The sequence below is a fragment of the Bacillota bacterium genome, assembly GCA_023511455.1.
Taxonomy (GTDB): domain Bacteria; phylum Armatimonadota; class HRBIN16; order HRBIN16; family HRBIN16; genus HRBIN16.
Map to the genome: position 1 here is coordinate 14,913 of JAIMBJ010000033.1, position 20,687 is coordinate 35,599.

A 20,687-nucleotide genomic window follows, 5' to 3' on the forward strand; every position below is an offset into this window, starting at 1 on the left:
GTAGAATCATGAAGAGGTCACGCTTTCGGTTTGTTCATCTGAGCGACACCCACATTCAGCCCGAACTGGGTGCGCCACAAGCCTGGCAAAAAGCCATCCGGTCGATAAACGCCCTCCAGCCGTCGCCTGCTTTCGTGACCACAGGGGGCGATTTGGTGATGGATGCGCAAGCGGTAGACCGCGCCAGAGCGATACTGCAGTTCCGTCTGTTTCGTGAGGGCATAGACCGACTGAGGGTGCCGGTGTATCACACTTTTGGCAATCGCGATGCCTACGGATGGAGGCGCGATGACGCCGCTGACAACCTGCCCGGCTTCGGCAAACAGATGTTCCAGCGCATGCTGGGACAACGAGAGACCTACCTGTCTTTTGATTACCTGCACTGGCACTTCGTGATTCTGGACAGTATTCGCTACAACCCGCCCGCAGACTGGGTGGCGGAGATCGACGAGCAACAGCTGGAATGGCTGAGCCGCGACCTCGCTCGAGTGGGCAAGCAGCGACCGATTGTCCTTATCACTCACGTGCCTCTGTTCACTATTTTCCCCCAGTACGACGCAGGCACGACGGTTGCTCCCAGCGAGAAAATCATTGTGCGCAACGCGAAGGAAGTGCGCAGTCTCTACAAAGATTACAACGTGCGGGCAGTACTGCAGGGGCATACCCATGTGGTGGAGGAATGCACCTACACGGGAACACGCTACATCACCTCCGGCGCTGTGTGCGGAGAATGGTGGCGCGGACCGCGCAGCGGAGTGCATCCCGAAGGTTTCGTCGTCCTCGATTGCGACGGAGAGGATTTGAAGTGGCAGTACGTCTCCTACGGCTGGAAGGCGCAGACAGGCTAAGCTCCTTCATATAAGGGAACCTCCGAAGATGTTGCCACAGTGCTGGATAAGCCGCGCCTCAGCCTCATTCGCTCCTGATCCAGTCTATCTCCACCTCGGTGTTGGCGGCAGAGCCGGGATCGAGACGGATGGCAGTAATCGTCTGCCCGCGCCAGAGCGGGTGCTCCCCAACGGGCAGAGTCACCTCGTGCCACTCGCCGTCCAGCGGTAACTCGAACCGTATCACCTTGCTTTCGTCAAAGCCGGGCGAGCTAAGGGTTGTCCAGTAGAACTGTGCTCCTCCTCCACCCGTGCCGCGCAGGCGGATGCGGATATAGCGGATAGAGTCGCCGTCCAGCCGGCACAGCGGGCGCACCATATAAGGGTCGCTGCCAGTGGAGCGAGCCAGCAGTGAGCCGCGCCGAACCTGCAACGGATCGAGGTCGTTAGCGGGTTCCCAGCCTTCGGTGTCCTCTTCGAACTCGAACCTGAGCTCCGTCATGATGCGGGGGAAGGCGGGTATGTTCGCCCTCTGCACACTGCGAACTTCCACCGAGACCTCCGCGTCCGTCGCCAGCCATAACACCAGCGCACGGTGCGCCTGCGAGTACTTCCAGCAGCTTTCCGCACGAGATTCGGGAGTCAGACGCTGTACCTCTAGCAAAGGTTGTCCCTGCAACAGCACGTGCGCCGGACGAGATACACCGCTTATCAACAGGTTGCCGCGCTCGCCTTTCGGGTGGCGCAGCACCACGCGCAGGGTATCACCCGACTCGGTTGCCTGTATTTTCGCGGCGCGACTGCTGATGCGGATACCGCTGGAAAGGCGCAGAGTTCTCGGCTCTTCCTCACGCCCCAGAAAGTGATAGACGTTTTTGAGTATCTGCCGCGGTGGGAAGTCCCAGGCGGCGCGCACGTCGGTAATGGTGTGGTAGCTGTCTGGCCAGAGGGTGATGTTCTTGCCAGACGTGGACTGCTGATACATCGCGCTGCGCGTGATGCCCAAAGCAACCTGCTTCCACAGCGCGGGGGCAGTCCTGTCGGTTTCGCACAGTTTGATGAGTGCGTAAGCATAACGCAAACCGTTCCACTGCACGATGTTGCCAAACCAGCTGCCCACATACCACGTGGCCCCGAAAACAGGGATAGACCCATAGCGCATCCAGGGCTTGCCCGGCGCGTTCCACACGTACACAAAGGGCAATCCTGCCCGTGCCCACCGGCGCGCCTCCGCCAGCCAGCGTGGGTCACCGCTGAACCAGTAGCCCTCGATATAAGCGTCGATGGCATCGGCGGCAGCGAGGATGTCGGGGGTATGCACTGGCACCTCCCACACTTGCGCTGCGCGGGGGATGGTGAAACGGCGCAGCAACTCCAGCGTCTTCGCCCCGGCGCGATACGCCTCCACACTGCCAGAGATGCGGGCGTAGCGCAGAATCTCGTATGCGTTGCGGGCGCAGGTGCCTGCCTCCACCGCGTCGGGCGGTCCCAGCAGGTGATAGTCAAAGCCTTTGAACACGCCGGTGTCGCGCCGGTCGGCGTCGAAGCCCCAGGAGCCGTCCGGGTTCTGGGACTGCATCAGCTCCAGTGCCCGAGAACGCAGGAAAGACAGGGTGTTCGCGGTATCACCGTGCTCGAACTGCATGTCCTCCGCCTGCGGAATACCTACCATGCTCACTCGAGATTGAGTCCTTTCTACCATCGCGCGCCACGCTGAGGCTTCAGGATGGTTCGGCAAGATGGTGAGTGCCTTCAGCAGGTCATACACATAGTCCAGCCGAAAAGCCGGGCGCGACCAGATTGCCGGTCCGCCCTGAAACGGCAGCCAGCCTTCCTCGTCCGAAACCCACAACGAGTCGGTATACGCCTTCATACTCCATGCAATCTGCCTCAGGTCATCACCCTGCGGGGCAGGTAACGGTGGGTCTGGGCGGAAGTGTGCAAACCAGGCGTCCACCACACTCAGCGCGTCCCTCGCCTGCGGGTTGACATAGATTATCGCGTGCAGACGGAGAGGGGCGTTCGGGGAAACGCGGAACGGCTTTTCGGCGGTCAGGCGGTTCTCACCTAAGCCCGCAGGCACGTTAGGCGCAATAAGACCTAATCGATGGGTTGCCGTGCCCTTCAGTCGGTCGGGTACGGCAAATACTGGCTGCGAGCGGTCTTGCCCTTTCGCCCATTGGTCATACATGTTCCACAATAGTCCCACTGTAGCCAGTGGCGTTTTCACCCCCATGGCAGGTATAGAGACTTTGTGCGGATGAGGCACGAAGCGAATCCGGTCGGGGTGGTCGCTGGCAATGTCCAGGTCGCTGCTGCTCACTTCCTCAGGGGCAAGCCACTCCAGACCTGGAAGGATGGCTTCCTGTTTCGCGTCGGCGGTGCTGCCGTCGCCAACCAGTAGCATCGGGCCCTCGAAGGAGAGTATCTCGCGCGGGCGGTTGGGTACGCAGGCGTATTCCACTCGCAGTGTGTGCGCATTCAGGGCTTGCAGGATAAGCGTGAAGGTCCAGCGTGCGCCTGCGCGGTCACTGACGCTGCCCGATAGCGTTACCGGAGCCTTTGGGCTTCGCCTGGCGGGCGCACTATAACGCGCGAAGAGCCGTTGCACCGAGCCGTCAGGCAGTTTCACGACGACGCTGCCTAAGTGCGGCAGCCGCGCCGCCACCCGATTTCCCACGCGCAGCTCGGCAATCGTGCGGTCGGAGCCGGGCCGAATCCACAGCGCACCCGCCACCCGTTGCGCTGAACGGTGGAGGGCATCGGTAACGATAAGCGTGCTGGTGGCGTTTTGCAGCGAGGTCTCCGGCGTGCGCATAGCGCAATGCACCTGCCACTCTCCTGGTCGCCTGCCCACCTGTAACTTCCATCGCACTACCGCCTTCCGTCCGGGGGCAATCGGTGTCACCGTCTGCGTGTCGCTACCCACGATAGTGAGGGGAGAACCAGGAGGCAAGGTACAGCGCAGCTCCACCCCTTCCGCGATAGCCACACCACGATTATGCACCGTCGCCACAATCTCGGCGGTTCCACCGGGTGCAACCATCGCGGGCTTCATCAGCACGCTCTGCAGCTCCACTCGTGGTATAAGCGGGAAGGTTTCTTCTACCCGCTCATTGCCATCGGTAGCGGTTAGATGTAAAGTGGATGGCTGTAACGTGCCTTGCACCCGCCATCGATAGGTCACACCGTCCCCCGGCGCAATCGGGCGCGCAGCAGGCACGCGCAGCGGCTGCACCTGCCATCCTTCAGGGGCGCGCACCGCCGCCTGCACCGGTTGTGAGGGGGTATCGCCAGCATTGGTCACCGAAAAGGTGAACATGCCTGCGCTGGAAGGAGCGGCTGTATCGGGGTAAAAGTGCATCTTCTCGAACTGCAACACCGCCCCCACACGCTCCACATATTCCATATCGTCTACAATCAGCACGGCGGGACCACCCGTTAACCGAACGCCCACATGCACCCACTTTACCTTCGGGTTGTCGGTGAAGTCGTAGACCAGCTTGCCCTGATGCCAGCGACCGTCGCCCGCACGCTGCAGGGGGATGCGGTAGATAGCGCGGGCGGAGCCTGTATCTTCGAAGGGGCGCGCGCTCATCGGGATGACCTGAACGCTCACCTCGGCGTTGGGCGATGCCGAAACCAGCCTGTACCAGAAGAGAATACCCCCTTTGCGCTCGGCGAGCATCTTGCCCTGTTGACCATTGTCGGGCATCCAGTCGCGGTTCAAACCGATTTCCGGCGGCACGTTTGGTGCGACACCGCGTTCGAAGCGCAGGGCGTACTTGCCAGAATGGGCATCGGTGGTCACAGTTACCGTCTCTCCCAGCAGTTGCCAGTCGACGGGTCTGCCCTGCGCGTCGAGGATTTCGAACCCGCCGTTGGTCACGGGATTTTGCGCGAAGCACAGCGTGCAGCCAATCATGAACAGAACAAGCACAAGCGTTCGGGACATCTTTGCACTCCCTCCTATTCACTGCATTACATACCTTCTTAGCCTGATGCCAGCCCTCCTGCCCTTGCAAAGCCCCCGTGCCTCACGTTATACTGATACTACTGTGACGCTCGGCAACGGGGGGTCTCTGATGGAAGAGAAATACCAGCCACAACAGATAGAACAAAAATGGCAAAAACGCTGGCAGGAAGCGCAGCTGTTTCGGGCAGAGGACTTCAGCCCAAAACCGAAACTGTATGCTCTGGACTTTTTCCCCTATCCTTCGGGAGATGGGCTATCGGTCGGTCACTGTCGCAACTACATTCCCACCGATGCCTTCTGCCGCTACAAACACATGAAGGGCTTTAACGTGCTGCACCCGATGGGCTGGGATGCGTTCGGTCTACCCGCTGAAAACGAAGCCATTCGCAAGCGTTCCCATCCCAGCAAGACGGTGCCACGCTACATCGCCAACTACAAGCGGCAAATGAATATGATAGGCATCTCTTACGACTGGAGCCGCGAGATTAACTCCAGCTCGCCGGATTACTATAAGTGGACGCAATGGTTCTTCCTGCTGCTTTACAAGCGTGGGCTGGCATATCGCTCCACCGCCCCTGCCAACTGGTGCCCCTCCTGCAAGACGGTGCTGGCGAACGAAGAGGTGGAAGGCGGCGCGTGCTGGCGGTGTGGCAGCATGGTGGAGAAGCGCGACCTGCCCCAGTGGTTCTTCAAAATTACCGATTACGCCGAGCGGTTGCTGAATGATCTGGAGCTGATTAACTGGCCCGAAGGCATCAAGATGATGCAGCGCAACTGGATCGGGCGCAGCGAGGGCGTGGAGTTCGAGATGCAGGTCGCTGATGCGCAGGGCAAGCCGTCGGGCAAATCCTTCCGCGTGTTCACCACGCGAGTGGACACCACCTTCGGCATGTCCTTTGCGGTGCTGGCACCGGAGCATCCGCTGGTGCGCGAGATGACCACACCCGACCGCCGTGAAGAGGTGGAGGCATATATCGCCCGCAGCCAGCGCGAGACGGAGATCGAACGCCTGTCCACCGAGCGCGTGCGCGATGGCGTGTTTACCGGAGCCTACGCCATCAACCCCGTGAACGGTCAACTGGTGCCCATCTTCATTGCCGACTACGTGCTGATGGGCTACGGCACGGGCGCGATTATGGCGGTACCAGCGCATGATGAGCGTGACTTTGACTTCGCCAAACGCTACGGACTGCCCATTCCGGTGGTCATCGCCCCGCCCGGCTGGAACGGCGAACCTCTGGAGCAGGCATACACCGGCGAGGGCACGATGGTCAATAGCGGCGAATTCAGCGGGTTGCCCAGCGAAGAAGGCAAAAAACGCATCGCCGACTGGATGGAAGAGCGAGGCATCGGCAAGCGGCGCGTCAACTACCGCCTGCGCGACTGGCTGATTAGCCGACAGCGTTACTGGGGCGCGCCCATCCCCATCATCCACTGCCCAAAGTGCGGCGAAGTAGCGGTGCCGGAAGACCAGCTGCCCGTGCTGCTGCCCGACGTGGAACATTACGAGCCAACCGGTACTGGCAAGTCCCCATTGGCGAACATCCCGGAGTTCGTGAACACCTCCTGCCCGCAGTGTGGGGGAGCCGCTGAGCGCGAGACCGACACGATGGGCGGTTTCGCCTGTTCGTCGTGGTACTTCCTGCGCTTCGCCAGCCCGCACGAGACCGACCGCCCCTTCAACCCGGACGCGGTGCGTTACTGGCTACCAGTGGACGTGTATGTGGGTGGTGCCGAGCACGCAGTGATGCACCTGCTGTATGCCCGCTTCTGGGTGAAAGTGATGTACGACGCCGGGCTGGTGCACTTCGTCGAGCCGTTCATGACCCTGCGCAATCAGGGTATGGTGCTGGCACCTGACCCCGACACCCCCGACGTGATGGTGAAGATGTCCAAGTCGAAGGGCAACGTGGTCACGCCCGATGCGGTAGTAGAGAAGCACGGCGCGGATACCCTGCGCCTGTATGAGCTGTTCGTTGCCCCCTTTGACCAGGCGATTGAGTGGCGCGAGGAGGGCGTCAGCGGCGCGAACCGCTTCCTGCACCGCGTGTGGCGGCTGGTGCTGGACGCCATCCCGCACTATCACCGCGACTGGAAAGAGAAGCTGCAGGGGGCGGAGCTGAGCGCGGACGAACGCAAACTGCGCCGCAAGACGCACCAGACCATTAAGAAGGTGGGTGAGGATATCGAGGAGTTTCGCTTTAACACTGCCGTCGCAGCGGTGATGGAGTGGGTCAACCTGATGTACGATCTGAAGGACTCGCTGATAGACTCACCCGCTTTCAGCGAGGCGATACACTCGCTGATACTGGTGCTGGCGCCGTTTACGCCGCACATTGCAGACGAGCTGTGGGAGCGGCTGGGCTACGAAGGCTTCACCTACAATCAGCCCTACCCTGAGTACGATGAGGCGGTTGCCGCGGCGGAGGAGCTGAACATCGTGGTGCAGGTCAACGGCAAGCTGCGCGACGTGCTGGTGGTGCCAGTAGACACCCCGCAGGAGGAGCTGGAGCGGCTTGCCCTTTCCAGCCCGAAGGTGCAGCAGTTCACCAACGGCAAAACGGTGAAGAAGGTGATTGTGGTACCGAACAAGCTGGTGAACGTGGTGGTGGGATAAGAAAGCCGTGCCGGCAGGCGACGGGTTCTCTGGCACCCTGAGCCGGTCTCATGCCTTGATATACCGCCGCATATAGCTTCTTTGCCGATATTCCGCCACCAGCTTCGGGTCTATCGGATAGTTGCCGTATTTGCGCGCCGCCTCCACCATCGCCACGTAGTTCTCCGGCTTGACGGCAGGGTGGATAGAGTTACTGGACGCCAGAATGTGTCCCCCGCCCGGCGAAGCTTTGGCGATAGTCTCTTTGACCGCTTCTTCTACCTCCTCGCGTGTGCCCTGCGTCAACACCATTGAGCAATCCACATTCCCGATGACCGCGATACGGTCGCCGTAACGTGCTTTCACCTCTCCGATGTCCATGTCCGCCAGCGGCTCGATGGGGTCGATGGCGTCGATACCGGCTTCCACCATCATATCCATAATAGACCAGATGTTGCCGTCGGTATGCTTGGTGTAGGGTACACCCATCTCATGGGCGGCATCGATACTGCGCTTCAGGTAAGGCAAAATAAACTCGCGGAAATGCGCCGGGCTCATCATCAAGCCGTGCGCGGTGGCATAATCATCGCCTGAGACGATAGCGTCCGCACCTTCGCGGATAGCGCGGCGCATCAGGCGTATTTTGTAGTCCATCACCATCTCTGCCAGCGTGTGCGCCAGGTCGGGGTCATCGAAGTAGTCCACCAATAGATTCTCCATACCCCCGCGCAGGTAGTGAGGAAACTCGAAGCCGTCGTGCGTCAGGAAGACGATGGCTTTGCGCCCTTTGAACCGCTGCACCGCCTCGCGCAGGGAACGCAGGCGATGCGGGGCATCGGGGTCGGGAGGGGTATAGTGCTTGAGGTCTTCCCGGGAGCGAATGGGGCCCTCAATCGGGTAAGGGATGCCGAAGTCGGTAACGCCCCATACAATCCCCCATTCGTCGCGCACAATCTGCTGCGTGCCTTCCACAATGGTGCGTCCCCGCCAGACCACCTCCGATTGCTGTGCCGAACCGAGCAGCTGCATTTGCATGTCCTCGAAGATGGTGATACCGTCCAGATGGTCCATCTCCGCAAGGTCTTCCAGCGACTTTGCCCCGACTGCGGAAAGGGTCGGCTCGTTCACAATGAGTTCCCACAGGGGGACCCTGTCGGGTTCCCCCTGGCGCAGCAAGGCAGTCATGAAACGCTCATAGCTGTTCATGTACACCTCCTGCAGGAGCGGATGCCCTCATGAGTTAACATGTGCACAGTCTCCTGCCACAGGTCAAACAGGCGAATATCCTGCTTCTCCATCGCTACCTCCTCAGCTGTTCGTTGTGTATCAGTTCATCCAGTGAACGGCGAGGGCGCGGTGCAGGATGCTCTGCCGGATACGCAATGGGCAATATCGCGGCAGGCTGCAACGGTGGTTCTGCTCCAATAATTCTGGCGACAGCCTCATCATCGAATGCCCCTATCCAGCAGCTGCTGAGACCCAGCGCCGCTGCCGCGAGGTGGGCATAGGTGCAGGCGATAGTGGCGTCCTGCATACAATAGAGATGCTCTCCCCGCCGTCCATAGGCGTGGCTATTGCGCAGCGGGTTCGCCACGAAAACCAGCACCACGGGCGCGTCTTCGATGAACGTCTGGTCATGCGAGGCACGCGCCAGCTGGCGGATACGCTCGTGGTCGCGCACCAGCACGACCTCATACGCCTGCAGATTACCCGCCGAGGGCGCACTGTTGATTGCCTCGAGAATCTGCCGCAGTTTCTCTTCCTCAATCGGTTTACGTTCGTAGGCGCGCACCGAACGCCGTTGCTTCAGAACTTCAAAGAACTCCATCTCTTTTTCCTCCTCCTATACATACCGTCCATACTCTTTGCCTGTCTCATACATCGCCCAAAGGTTCTCCAGAGGAGTACCCGGCGCGAGGTTGTTGCCCTCACGCAGGATGAATTTACCACCTTCCATCACACCGCTTTGCAGGATACGGATGGTCTCTTCGCGCACCTGTTCCGGCTTGCCGTGATGCAACAGGGGAACCGCCGGACCTCCCAGCAATTCCACATCCGGACCCAAATCGCGCCTCGCCTTGCCCAGATCGATGGGGAATCCGGTGTCGATGGAGCACACGTTCAGCCTGTCACGCAGGAAGACCAGATGGCGTTGCACGTCCCCGCACAGGTGGATGCCTATCGGCTGGCTGGGGTCTTCCATCAGCTCTTGCTTGAGGCGCACGTGGAACGGGTAAACCATCTCCTCGTACATGCGTGTGCTTAACAGTTCGATGCTGTCGTCTGCAAAGCCCCAGCCTCCCGATACCTTCTCGGGCTGCCCGAAGTAACGCCGGTAGGCTTTGATGCGAGTGATAATGGCGGTGGTGACGAAATCCAGCAGCTGCAGGGCATAGTCGGAGTCTTCGATGAGGTCCCCCGCGAACTGGGATGCGCCCCGCAGGTTGCAGCAGATGGTCATTGGGCCGTCTGTGCCCATGCCTGTTGGCGTCACGGAGGCGATGGGTTTGCCATACATCGTCCAGCCCTCGTCCTGCTTGCGCTTCATGTATTCGTAGAACTCCCAGTTGCGCGCCATTAACCCTCCGGTAAAGGGGTCGGGAATGCCTTTGTCAAACAGCAGGTTTTTCTTATCACCCACCAGCAAAGGTTCCACATCGGGTACCTGGTCGGGGTAGTAGCGGACAGCACAACCCAGCCACGCCGCCTCGTACACGTTCTGAAAGTCCACATAAACATCCCAACCCTTCTGCGGCATGCCCATTTCGGTATCCTGCGGCACGTGGTGGCGTACCCAGTAGATGTGCTCCACCTGCCGCTCTAGCATCAGCTGCGGGTCGTGGAAGTACTGCTCGAAAGTGATGCCGCGCGGGTTAGATTCTGGCATCCACATGGTAAAGCGCGGGTTGATGCCCCAGATGATAGGCACGCGCACGGGCTTCCCCGTGCGATAAGCCTCCCATACTTGCTGCACCTCCGCGTTATGCGCTTCGAAATCGATGGTATGCACGGACATCTCCTGTGCCTCCGCAGGTTTTCATTGTACTTCACTTAGATACCGCGGCTGCGTTTGCCTGCGTTGTATCGGGCAAAGGTTGACAGGAGGCAGGTGTCTAAGAGTCCGAATGGGTTCCGCGCGTTCCCGTAACCTGCGGCGGGCATCGAGCGTCTTAATTGTGCATCACATCCGCCGCGGCGGAAAGCGGGAGAGCACGTTGGCGAATCTGGGAGCGATAGCGTTGTCGCACTCGTCCGGTACGGTGAACACAGCCGACGCCGACCACCAGGTAATCGAGCGATTCCTGGCGGGCGACGCCAGTGCGTTCGAGGAACTGTACCACCGGTACCAACCTTATGTATACAACATCGTGAACGGCATTATTCAAAACGCCGACGACGCGCGGGATGTGACGCAGGATGTTTTCTTGCAAGTGTACGACTCATTGCCCGCCTTTCGGGGCGGTTCCGCATTCTCCACGTGGTTGTACCGGGTGGCGGTGAACGCAGCCATCACGCACGTACGCAAAGAAAAACGCCACCCTCACATCCCGCTGGACGCGCTGCGCGAGTTTCGCGCCGACATCGACGCCGAGCCGGAGCAACAGGCAACCCGCATGGAAACACAGCAGGCGGTGCAGGAGATGCTGGCGCAGCTGCCGGAGCAACAGCGGGCGGTGCTGGTGTTGCGCTATTTTCAGGAGCTGTCGTTAGAGGAGATGGCAGAGGTGCTGAACTGTTCGGTGGCGGCGGTGAAGGTTCGGTTGCATCGGGCACGCAACAGCTTTCGCCGACTGTTCCAGAAGCGACATCCTCAGGAGGATGGCGGTAACCGATGAAGTGTGCGCTGATTCGCTGGTGGATGGAAGAATACATCGACGGGACGCTACAGGGTAGACGCCTGCAGTGGATGGAAAAACACCTGCAGGAATGCTCTGCGTGTGCGCAGGAGCTGGCGTGGCATCGCTCGCTGCGAGATGCGTTGAAGCCAGAGATTCTCTCCGCACCGCCGCAGGATATGTGGCAGGACTTCCAGCGCAGGCTCGCCGAACGCGGTCAACCCACGCGCACATTCCGCCCTGCATGGTGGCAGTGGGGTACGGCTGCCGCTGCGGCGGCGTGTGTTCTGGTGCTGGGCATTGTATGGTGGAATAGTCAGCCTTCGGTCTACGAGGCGGTAGCTCCTGTGCAGCAGTCAGATACGCAGAACGTTGCCTCGAGCGCACCACAGGCAGGGATGAAGGCGACCGAAAGAGTAGAGGCTTCAGTCCCTCCTGCGCCCGCGCTCGCGATGGGTTCGCCTGCCGTAAGGTCGGCGGGCAAGATGCAGGCGACACCGACGAAACGCCCAGTTCCTTCGCTAGTGCATAACGCCGCGCGACCGCTGGCACAGGCGGACCGGGTAGTCCCGCTGCCTGCGCCGCAGCCTGTTGCCAGCCTGGCGTATGCGGAGGTGCGCAACGAGCAGGGTGAGCTGGTCGCTAAGGTGGTCCTGCAGACAACATACGATGAAAACGGACAACCCACAGCCGTACAGATAGAATGCGAGTCCCCAACAGCAGTGGAGGTGGAAAGTAATGAGCAACCGATGGATAGCTCTTATCATAGCGACGACGCTCGCGGTTCCGCTGGCAGCCCAGCCCCGACAGCCGGAACCCGTCCGGGCTTATCAGATTGAAGCGGTCAACCGCGATGTGCGTGAGATTCTGGATGACCTGTTCCAGAAGGCGGGCAAGCAGTATGTGATCGAGCCGGGCGTGCAGGGAACCGTCACCCTGCGCATCGCCACCGACTCGTTTGAGGAGGCGCTGAACCGCGTGCTGCAGAGCGCAGGTCTGGTCTGCCAGGTGGAACGGTCGCAGGCGCTACAGGGACGTCTGGTGGAGACCTACGTGGTGCGCGCGCGTCCGGGAATGCAAGCCATCGCCCCGCTGATGATGCAGGCACCGGTGGACGTGCTGTCGCGACCGGTGAACCTGGTAGCCAGCACTAGGCTGCGCAACGTGCTGACCATGCTCTCGCAACAGACGGGCGTGCCGATTGTGGCGGCGCGTGAGGTGCCCGACCTGGAGGTAACCCGGCTGGTCTTGAGCAACGTCACGCTGGGCTACGCGCTCAACGTCATTGCGCAGGCGACGCAAACCCAGTACCAGTTCCAGCCGGATGGCTCGATTCTGCTGGTTCCCGCGCCGCGCATACAGGTGAAGGGTATGCCCGGCGCGACAGGCGCACGGCAATTCGTGGACCCGTCGACGCAGCGCATGGCAGGCATAGCCAATCGGATGATGAATATGCCGCCCTCTGCAGCCGCCAAACAGTTGGGTTCGCCCACGCCGCCGCCTGTCCTGAAATGTTCCTGCGGAGCGGAGCTGCTCCCGTACTGGAACTACTGCCCGATGTGCGGCAAAAAAATCGACAAATCGCGCCCGGTACCCCCAAAGAGGTAGGGGCAGACCTTGTGTCTGCCCGATAACCCACCCTGGTCCGCCCGATTCATTGTCCAATAGATCTTGGGCAACCACAAGGGTCGCCCTGCCAAATGGGGGGCAACCACAAGGGTTGCCCCTACCGCGCCGTCGGGATGAATCATGGAATGGGGCAACCTGTAGGGGCAGACCCCCGTGTCTGCCCACAACGTGCGGTAGCATCCCCCTCGTCGCGGTAGCCCCATGCGCCACTGTAAACACAAGCGATCCCCGAGGGCCAGTTTCCTGCCGAGACCCTTGTTTGCGCGCGGAGCCAAAGAGGTCAAAGCCGCGGCGTATGTGTTTTTCGAGTTCCTGCCGGGTCATGTCAGCAAATGTCCAGCCCCTCACGATAACGAGTGACTGGCACTGGCTACTCTGTTAGAGACGACGAGTCGTTTGGTTTCACGGTTTCAGTGGTACCGATGCTATCCCACAAACGCAGCGCTGCTTTCTCCCCCTCCGATTTTGTGCCATAAAAAGCGTAAGCCTTCACCGACGACTTTCCGAAACAGATGGACTGGTATATTGGAGGAGGGGAAAACACTGCCCAGCGATAGATTTTTGCACCTCTGGGCCGCACCGAAACAGTTACAAGGTAAAGGTTATCTGGGAGAGGTGGAGACCACCCCTGGACCTCTTGCAGGCGAGGGGAGAGCAACCCCACGTTAGCCCCGTAAATATCGCCATGCCTACGCAGAAGAACTAAAGAGACTTCTCGTGATGAGGATCTTACAAAAGTTCGGGAAAGAGAGAAAAACGGAGTCGGTATCCAAAAAGCAGCCGCTGGGTTGGCGTCCCATATTACAGCAAGTGCGTAGCCCCGAAGGTTCTTGCCTGCGGCTGTGCGCAGCTCGTAAGCTTGAATCAACACTGGCAACGCTCTTGCTTGGGGAACTAGAGGTTGTGCGAGATCCCCACTTGACAGTGGAAGAAGAACATACCAGTACAGAGGCTGGGAACTGCTTCTGGGCTCGTCCGTGAGCTGAGCGTGCCTTTCAGAGGTGCTGGGAGACTGACCGGGCGCCCCGAAACGGCTACCGACATCGGTGTCCATCGCTATGACTTCGCCAACCTGAGATACGTACCGCCACGACGACAGCAGAAAGGCAAACCCAAACCACGATGCAATTGCAGCGTAGAGCCTGGCTTTTGGGGACAGTATGGGTTTGCGTGCCATGTGCGACCTCCGTGTGTTTTTAAGGTGAGCAGCGATGCTCAGGCATCGCTGCTATCGCGTGCTCACTGAGTCCGGTCAGGCGGGCGATTATCGCCCTCGTTGTGCCATGCCTCCCTAACCTTTTGCACTAACTTACGCAGTCCGTTTATCAAGCGGACCGTAGGAGGCAATGTCTTCTCGATAGGGGCTTCAACATAGCGTTTCTTGGCTTCTTTTGCGACCTTCTCTTGCAGGTCTTTCAGATACCCGCCATCTACAGTGCAGTCGTGCTCTGGGTTATCGCCCGAGTAGCAAGAGTCCCTGCGTCGCTTACCCTGAGCGCGTGCTCGGTCTATCTCTTGGCTCCATTCATACATACCCCAAACCGTGAGAGCAGCCCCCACAACTGCAGCTGCGATAGCAACCCAACACCTCCCACTCGGATCCACATGATTAACCGGCTCATGCTCGCAATATAGATACGGATGCTCACTCAGCACCGCATCCCGCGAGATGAACCGCCCCACCTGCGGGTCGTAATAGCGTGCCCCGACGTGCAACAACCCCGCATCGCCGTCATCGCGGTAGCCCCATGCCCCCGCAAAGCGATAGGGGTTACAGCTGCTGACCCACTGCGCTGCCGTGTTGCCAAACGCCTCGGTTGTCAACGTGCTGGTCAGTGCCTGAAGGCTGTCCACCGTCGCCCGCGTGGTGCCTAACCCGTCTGGCAGCACCACCTCCCCGTTGCGGGCAACCAGAGCGTTGCCGTAACTGTAGACGCCAGTGACCGCGCCGCCCCGACGTTCCACTATTATCGTATCACCGTCAGGCACCTGTTGACAAGTGGCGTGATCATCTCGCCAATATGGCCCTCTGAAATACCCCCACTCTCAGACCGTAGTAGCTTACGGATGTCCATGCGCTGGATGAATAATCCTTCTAGCGGCTTCTGCCCGGATACTACCTGTCCTTTGGCATCAAAACGAAATGAATGCCGCCTGCCATCGGCAAAAAAGATGGTACACTGCGCTCCCCTTCTAGGGATAGCCCCTGGCAAAAAAGCTGCTGCGAACCCCGACCTGCGGGATTGGTCGTCTTTTCGGAAACGGTACGCTACCGGTGAAGGAGTGATGGTGTAACCAACGACCTCGCCATCCGTCCCCCAATCGTGTCTCATACCAAACCAAATAAGACTCTCGATAGCCACAGTCTGCCTCACCTCTTTCCCTTGCAGCCGGAACCACGGTCCGTGCTTATGCCAGTGATTGCTATAGAGTAGCGGAGGCACTCCTAAAGCAACGTCATAAGGACTGGCAGTAACGATCACTTGTTCCGTATTTATGCCATCTATTATGTTCACAGCCAGCTTTTTTTCTCTACTTGTCTCTTGCCCCGCCTTCACACCAACTATCATGCGAAAGGCTTTGTCGGGTACCTCGGTGTCCTCCAGTGGCATCCAGTGGTAGTACACAAAGATAATCCTCTTTTGCGCAATTTGGGGGATAGGCATTGTGGACGAAAGAGAGCGATTCAAGTATATCCAAACGGAGAACCCTCCTGCTGTGTCTTGGGAAGACCGATGGCGTGGAACCATTGCCCTGAGCACGGCATTGCTTAAAGATGACAACTGGGTAGTGCCTAGTCTCGAACTAATAGCAGGCGAATCATCCGCAAGCCACGCCCGAAGAATGCGAAACTTTTCTGTGACGCGAGCGGTGAAGAAACATACGACAATGACACCCAATAACACCAAGATGACCAGAATGACACGTTTGACCATCACTACCTCCACCTCCTCTGGGGCTACGCGATGTTTCTCCCGAGCCCTTTTCGTTACTGGTAAACTATATCCCACGAGCGGCGTGCAAGGTCACGGATGTTCGCAACATCCCCTGGGGATATTCTGTTCATCAATTCGTCTGCGGGCCCCCAATCATCAAGACCTCTTCCCAGCTTCCAATCACGGTAGGTCATGAGCATATTTTGCCTCGTCTCGGCGTCGAGAAGACTGTTCCGTATATCAACAGCCAAGTGCACTACCGCAGGGACTATCAAAACACCATACACTATTTTCTTTGCGACATCGCCATATTCGTAGGCGAAGTCTTTGGCTGACTTCCAAGCGTCTTCCACCCACTTTGGTCAATACCCACTTGGGTCTACCGCGTTGACCGGGTCATCCTCGCAATACAGATACCGGTTCAACGATAGCGGGCGATAGACATCCCCCAACCACTTGTCCGCGCTCGTCCACCAACCCACCGCTGGCTCATGGTGGCGTGCCCCGACGTGCAGCAGCCCCGCATCGCCGTCATTTCTTCCCCTGCGTACCAAGCGCCTCTCTCAACACCTGTTCTATCTGCTGGTATTGCTGCCCCTCCTTACTTTTTACAAAGTGGAATGCATCAAAGCCGCGCTGGTCTCTCAAGGTGGGGTCTGCCCTGTAAGCAAGTAGTAATTGCACCATCTCTACCCTACCATCCCGGCTTGCAATCATCAGAGGCGTCACACCACTGCGGTTGGCGCGATTCACATCTGCACGGTTTTCCAGTAAGATGCGGGCAACCGCCAGGTGCCCTCCCTCTACTGCGACAAACAATGGGGTTTCTCCATTGCTTCTTGGTAGATTGACGTCAGCACCAGCGCTAAGCAAACTGAGAACAATCAAAGGATGACCAGCACGGGCTGCCAAAGTCAAAGGGGTGTCTCCATTCGGTAAACGGTAATTCGGAGAAGCTCCCAAGCGCAGCATCGTCTCCGCTGTATTGAGGTCGCCGCTAACCGCTGCGACACACAGGTAGTGGTTGATGCCGTAGCGCCATGCCCAATACATCAGCACCACAAATAACAGCAGGTTTGCTACAGCAAAGATCGTTCCGCAACCACCTGTGGTCATCCAAGCGCGTGGATGTCTTCCCATACGACCGCTGTCGCCTCTCTTTCCTTACCGGGATGGTCGGACCTTATAGATCCGCTCGGCCACGTCGCCCACCGCTTGCCCGACATTCCTCATGGCGTCTCGAATGTGCTGATTGCGAACCCTGTTGATGAGGTCCCAATCCACTTTATCTGGGTCTTTTGGCTTCCAGTCTTCAAGCATGTCTCGCATCCGATTGGAGGTGTCCCAGTCCACATAAACAATGTAAATCTCCTCAGAAAGTTTGATGCCGATGAGAGTCCCTGCCACTACGCCGATGCCCTTGCCAACGTTGGACGCATGTTCTTTTGTCCACTCCCATGCCGTTTTCGCCCAGTCTTTGACCCACTGGGGATATTCCCGCTCGGATCCACGTGGTTGACCAGGTCATCCTCGCAATACAGATACCGGTTCAGCGACAGCGGCTGATACAGGTTGCCCAACCACTTGTCCGCGCTCGTCCACCGACCTACCGCTAGCTCATAGTAGCGCGCCCCGATATATAGCAGCCCCGCATCCCCATCGTCGCGGTAACCCCATGCGCCCGCAAAGCGATAGGGGTTGGAACTGTTGCCCCACTGCGCTACCGGGTTACCGATAGACGCAGGCTTGCTGCAGCACGCGCCAATTTTCTCTGTGGCGTCCGAGCCTATGCCTGTACTGAATAATACACGGTAAACACAGTGTGGGGTTCACTCCGCGGCAGCCACATCCACGGAACGTCGCTGTATTGCTCCCTTAATTGCCGGAACTGAAAATGCAGCCATTCATCAAATCGCGTTCTGCTGTGAGCGGCGTGGAAAGGCTGCAGAATGTATTGCTCCGCTTTTGAACCAATGACACCCCAAACATCGGAGAGGCCTCGTGCAATGTTATAGCTACGCAACGCCGCTCCCCTGTCACCAAGCAGGTCATACACCTGACCTAACCTCAGATACGCCCAAGCCCGATGCCATTGGGGCAAAACCTCTGCGTGTAATGAGAGTACTCGTGCTGCGCTCAAATAGTCTTTCAAGCGTACATATGATACTGCCCCATAGAACACTACCTCTAAGTCGCTGCCGTAGAAAGAGAGATAGCGGAGGCACGCGTCGGCGCACTCCTGCAGACTTCCATCTTCATACTGCCGCCTGATAGCCAGTCGGTCAGACCAGGCCTGCCGAAGTTGTCGGTCGAGAGCCTCGCAACGAAGATGCAGGAAGTCTTGCCATTGCTTTTCCAACTCTCGCAAGGAGAACCCGGTAGCCCTTGTCAAAAGCCAATCCATTTGTGGCAGAAACGCAAACAGGGGATAGACCCTCTTCTGCATGAGGTAGATGTCTGCATGTAACCGTTTCCATATCTCTCTGCCGAACTGCTCGGTTAAGAAGTGGGCGAAGCTTGCCGACAGAGACAGGGGTGCAAACCCATCAAGCACATCATCCAGAGAATACAGGGGTAACTCGTCTGCAAGCGCAGCTACATCGTAGTAGAAAGTATTATCCTTGAGACGAACCAGATACTCTGCGAACCCAGCCCAGAAGAGAAAATATGCACCGAAGGCGGGAGCCAGAGCCGTGCGTGCAACCTCGCGGGTTATCGTGAGATGGAAGTGTTGAGAGGATGTAGTATATACAATGCCGCTGGAGTCTGCCAGAACCCCGCGGCGGAAGCCCAACACAAAGCGTTTCGCACCCCGCAATTGTTCTGGCTCAAGCAGGTAAATGTGCACCGGGGAAGAGATGATGTCTCCAATTGAGCCGGTTATGTGCTGTAGCACTTGCTCGGCGGCGGCTGCGATGGCGTCAATGTCCAATACGTGCCATGCCCGCTCACTTGCATAGATGTGCGCAGAAGACTCGCGACGATGGTGTTTGAGGATGGGCTGGTATCGCTTGACAAGATAGCGTGCCCACCACTCATCGAGCATGGGTGTTCGCCTTGCCCTGATTCGCAGCATCATCTATCCCCACCTCACTCAGAGCCCTAAATGCCAGATGCCGGGCCGAAGGTTATACAACCACTCGCCAGCTCGCTCATACCACTCTCGTGGTATGTGGTTGTCCACGATATAGTCGCCAATCTCCCAGCCCACTACAGCTGCTCCTACTATCGCCCCAGCCTGTCCGAGGCGTCCTATCCATGGTGGTACTGGAGGTAATACGATTTTGAAGGGAGGGTCGATTTTACCTCCCAGTTTGATAGACCCGAGGTCAATTTCTATTTTGTCAATGATTATCCTACGTCTACCGTCCGGGTCCACCGCATTGACCGGCTCGTGCTCGCAGTACAGATACGGATGCTCGCTCAGCACCGCATCCCGCGAGATAAACCGTCTCCGCGTCAGCGAATGCGTATCGTCCTTATGATACTATTTATCTCACGCCTCCCCGCCTCCCAATCCGATTCGTAGACATACCAGAAGACGGCAACAATGCTTTTGTCCAGAGGAATCGAAAGCTGCTGCCCCCTTGTGGTGGGTCTGGAGGGTTGCTCTCGGCGAAACTCCATCACGTGCGCCTCTCTGCCTGCAACCGACGTCTTTGACCTCGCTATCAACCTGGTCCCCTCCATTCCCAGCACCGCCTGTTCCAGAAGCACCGCTCCATCGCGTGGGTTGTTGGTGGGCATTGGCTCTTCCGACACCGCGATAAAACGGAAATGCTTGGTGCCCTTTCCTTTGCGGAACACGAGTTCGCCACGCCTCTGTTCCCAACCGTCGGGTATGGTGATGGACACCCTACCAACTGTGTAGGTTTTCCCTGCAGGCGTCCCTTTTTTGTTTTGAGCGTGGCTGCAAGCCACAAGAGCAAGGCACAACAGGACTATCCAGTCCTTGGGGCGCCGCGAGGCTTGTTGTTCCAACGTTCTCATTTGGCAGCTCCTGTCGTTCACGCTCCGGGTCATCCTCTGCGTCTGCGGCGCAGGTCGCGAACGATGTCGTCAACGTTCTCACCCGCGCGGATTCGCTGCATGGTCGCCTCAAACTCGCGCCATGCGCGTATCTCGCGTAGTCTTTCCGTCAAGTCGTTGTAGCCCAGGATAAAACCGGTGACCGTCACCAGCAACAGGAACAGATCCATACCAATTTGCACGTGAATGGGCATCTCGACGGGTGACCAAAACGCGCGTACGCGCATCGGCAACAAGGCGGAGCAGCCAAGCCTGAAGCAATTGCCAACATCGCTAATCAGCATCCCTGTTAAGATGAGTGTGAGCGCCCCACAACACAACACATGCGCATAGAGTCCAAGGCGGACGAGCCTTTCCTGTGTCGCGGTGTATTTGGACGTTGAACCTTGCGAAAGTCTATCAGATGGTTGCAGCCCGTGCACGTATCCGTCTCACCTCCTAGTCCCAGCGGCCGTTCTCGTCCATGTAGTCCTCCACACGCAGACGGTACTTCACCACAACCTTTACCCCATCAGCCAGGGCGTCCATGCCTCCGATGAAAGTGGTAGCTGCGCCAAAGGCGGAGCCAAAACCGGGCAGGCCAACCTCGTTCATCAGGTCATCGCCGACCTCACCAGCAAAGTGCTCAATGGGCCATGTATATTCGGGGTCGACACCAAGATACTCACTGATTTTTCCTGCGAAAGAGCCGATGACCCATATAACGAGCCGTCCCCATATCCTTCCACTCGGATCCACGTGATTAACCGGCTCATGCTCGCAATACAGATACGGATGCTCGCTCAGCACCGCATCCCGCGAGATGAACCGCCCCACCTGCGGGTCGTAATAGCGTGCCCCGACGTGCAACAACCCCGC

The 20,687-nt window shown here is 58.5% G+C and carries 19 protein-coding genes; 5 read left to right on the plus strand and 14 right to left on the minus strand.

The features are described 5' to 3' along the window. Positions 1-8 precede the first annotated feature (8 nt). Positions 9-848 carry a metallophosphoesterase gene (locus tag K6U75_14205; protein ID MCL6476192.1) on the plus strand — a complete coding sequence of 280 codons (840 nt, stop codon included), beginning with the start codon at positions 9-11 and terminating at the stop codon, positions 846-848. Positions 849-912: 64 nt separating this feature from the next. On the opposite strand, the gene K6U75_14210 is transcribed toward K6U75_14205, so the two are convergent. After that, entirely contained in the window at positions 913-4,782 is a 3,870-nt protein-coding gene (locus K6U75_14210) for a hypothetical protein (GenBank protein MCL6476193.1), read from the minus strand. A gap of 130 nt (positions 4,783-4,912) precedes the next feature. On the opposite strand from K6U75_14210, the gene leuS reads away from it, so the two are divergent. After that, the gene (leuS, locus tag K6U75_14215) at positions 4,913-7,420 is read left to right on the plus strand and encodes a leucine--tRNA ligase (GenBank protein ID MCL6476194.1); all 2,508 of its coding nucleotides are present in this window, start codon (positions 4,913-4,915) and stop codon (positions 7,418-7,420) included. A 48-nt stretch (positions 7,421-7,468) separates the two neighbouring features. Here leuS and K6U75_14220 read toward each other — a convergent pair whose 3' ends face one another. From K6U75_14220 to K6U75_14230, 3 genes are all read right to left on the minus strand, one after another. Then, positions 7,469-8,605 (minus strand): hypothetical protein, encoded by a 1,137-nt coding sequence (locus tag K6U75_14220; GenBank protein MCL6476195.1) that lies wholly within the window; start codon positions 8,603-8,605, stop codon positions 7,469-7,471. Between the two features lie 94 nt (positions 8,606-8,699). Then, a complete protein-coding gene (locus K6U75_14225) occupies positions 8,700-9,227 on the minus strand; it encodes a nitroreductase family protein (protein MCL6476196.1) in 528 nt (175 codons plus the stop codon). Between the two features lie 15 nt (positions 9,228-9,242). Next, complete coding sequence (locus K6U75_14230) at positions 9,243-10,409, minus strand: hypothetical protein (protein MCL6476197.1); 1,167 nt, start codon at positions 10,407-10,409, stop codon at positions 9,243-9,245. A 115-nt stretch (positions 10,410-10,524) separates the two neighbouring features. On the opposite strand from K6U75_14230, the gene K6U75_14235 reads away from it, so the two are divergent. From K6U75_14235 to K6U75_14245, 3 genes are read left to right on the plus strand one after another with little or no spacing between them, the layout of a single operon-like run. Further along, complete coding sequence (locus K6U75_14235; protein MCL6476198.1) at positions 10,525-11,235, plus strand: sigma-70 family RNA polymerase sigma factor; 711 nt, start codon at positions 10,525-10,527, stop codon at positions 11,233-11,235. Beyond that, positions 11,232-12,074: a zf-HC2 domain-containing protein gene (locus K6U75_14240; protein ID MCL6476199.1), complete on the plus strand. Its 843-nt coding sequence runs from the start codon at positions 11,232-11,234 to the stop codon at positions 12,072-12,074. The genes K6U75_14235 and K6U75_14240 overlap by 4 nt, the downstream gene beginning before the upstream one ends. After that, positions 11,974-12,843, plus strand: a complete 870-nt coding sequence (locus K6U75_14245) for a hypothetical protein (protein ID MCL6476200.1) — start codon at positions 11,974-11,976, stop codon at positions 12,841-12,843. The genes K6U75_14240 and K6U75_14245 overlap by 101 nt, the downstream gene beginning before the upstream one ends. A gap of 1,260 nt (positions 12,844-14,103) precedes the next feature. On the opposite strand, the gene K6U75_14250 is transcribed toward K6U75_14245, so the two are convergent. The 10 genes from K6U75_14250 to K6U75_14295 form a co-directional block, all read right to left on the minus strand. Beyond that, on the minus strand, positions 14,104-14,829 hold the full coding sequence (locus K6U75_14250; GenBank protein ID MCL6476201.1) for an RHS repeat-associated core domain-containing protein: 726 nt from the start codon (positions 14,827-14,829) through the stop codon (positions 14,104-14,106). A 2-nt stretch (positions 14,830-14,831) separates the two neighbouring features. Beyond that, on the minus strand, positions 14,832-15,800 hold the full coding sequence (locus K6U75_14255; GenBank protein MCL6476202.1) for a hypothetical protein: 969 nt from the start codon (positions 15,798-15,800) through the stop codon (positions 14,832-14,834). A gap of 362 nt (positions 15,801-16,162) precedes the next feature. Further along, the gene (locus K6U75_14260; GenBank protein MCL6476203.1) at positions 16,163-16,354 is read right to left on the minus strand and encodes a hypothetical protein; all 192 of its coding nucleotides are present in this window, start codon (positions 16,352-16,354) and stop codon (positions 16,163-16,165) included. Next, positions 16,332-16,940, minus strand: a complete 609-nt coding sequence (locus K6U75_14265) for an ankyrin repeat domain-containing protein (protein MCL6476204.1) — start codon at positions 16,938-16,940, stop codon at positions 16,332-16,334. The genes K6U75_14260 and K6U75_14265 overlap by 23 nt, the downstream gene beginning before the upstream one ends. A gap of 266 nt (positions 16,941-17,206) precedes the next feature. Next, positions 17,207-17,590 (minus strand): RHS repeat-associated core domain-containing protein, encoded by a 384-nt coding sequence (locus tag K6U75_14270; GenBank protein ID MCL6476205.1) that lies wholly within the window; start codon positions 17,588-17,590, stop codon positions 17,207-17,209. Then, positions 17,587-18,879 carry a hypothetical protein gene (locus K6U75_14275; GenBank protein ID MCL6476206.1) on the minus strand — a complete coding sequence of 431 codons (1,293 nt, stop codon included), beginning with the start codon at positions 18,877-18,879 and terminating at the stop codon, positions 17,587-17,589. The genes K6U75_14270 and K6U75_14275 overlap by 4 nt, the downstream gene beginning before the upstream one ends. A gap of 15 nt (positions 18,880-18,894) precedes the next feature. Beyond that, the gene (locus K6U75_14280) at positions 18,895-19,230 is read right to left on the minus strand and encodes a hypothetical protein (GenBank protein ID MCL6476207.1); all 336 of its coding nucleotides are present in this window, start codon (positions 19,228-19,230) and stop codon (positions 18,895-18,897) included. 29 nt (positions 19,231-19,259) lie between these two features. Continuing rightward, positions 19,260-19,790, minus strand: a complete 531-nt coding sequence (locus K6U75_14285; protein ID MCL6476208.1) for a hypothetical protein — start codon at positions 19,788-19,790, stop codon at positions 19,260-19,262. 29 nt (positions 19,791-19,819) lie between these two features. Continuing rightward, a complete protein-coding gene (locus tag K6U75_14290; protein ID MCL6476209.1) occupies positions 19,820-19,999 on the minus strand; it encodes a hypothetical protein in 180 nt (59 codons plus the stop codon). Positions 20,000-20,267: 268 nt separating this feature from the next. Further along, positions 20,268-20,687, minus strand: a 420-nt coding sequence (locus K6U75_14295) for a hypothetical protein (GenBank protein MCL6476210.1), incomplete at its 5' end; no start/stop codon positions are given.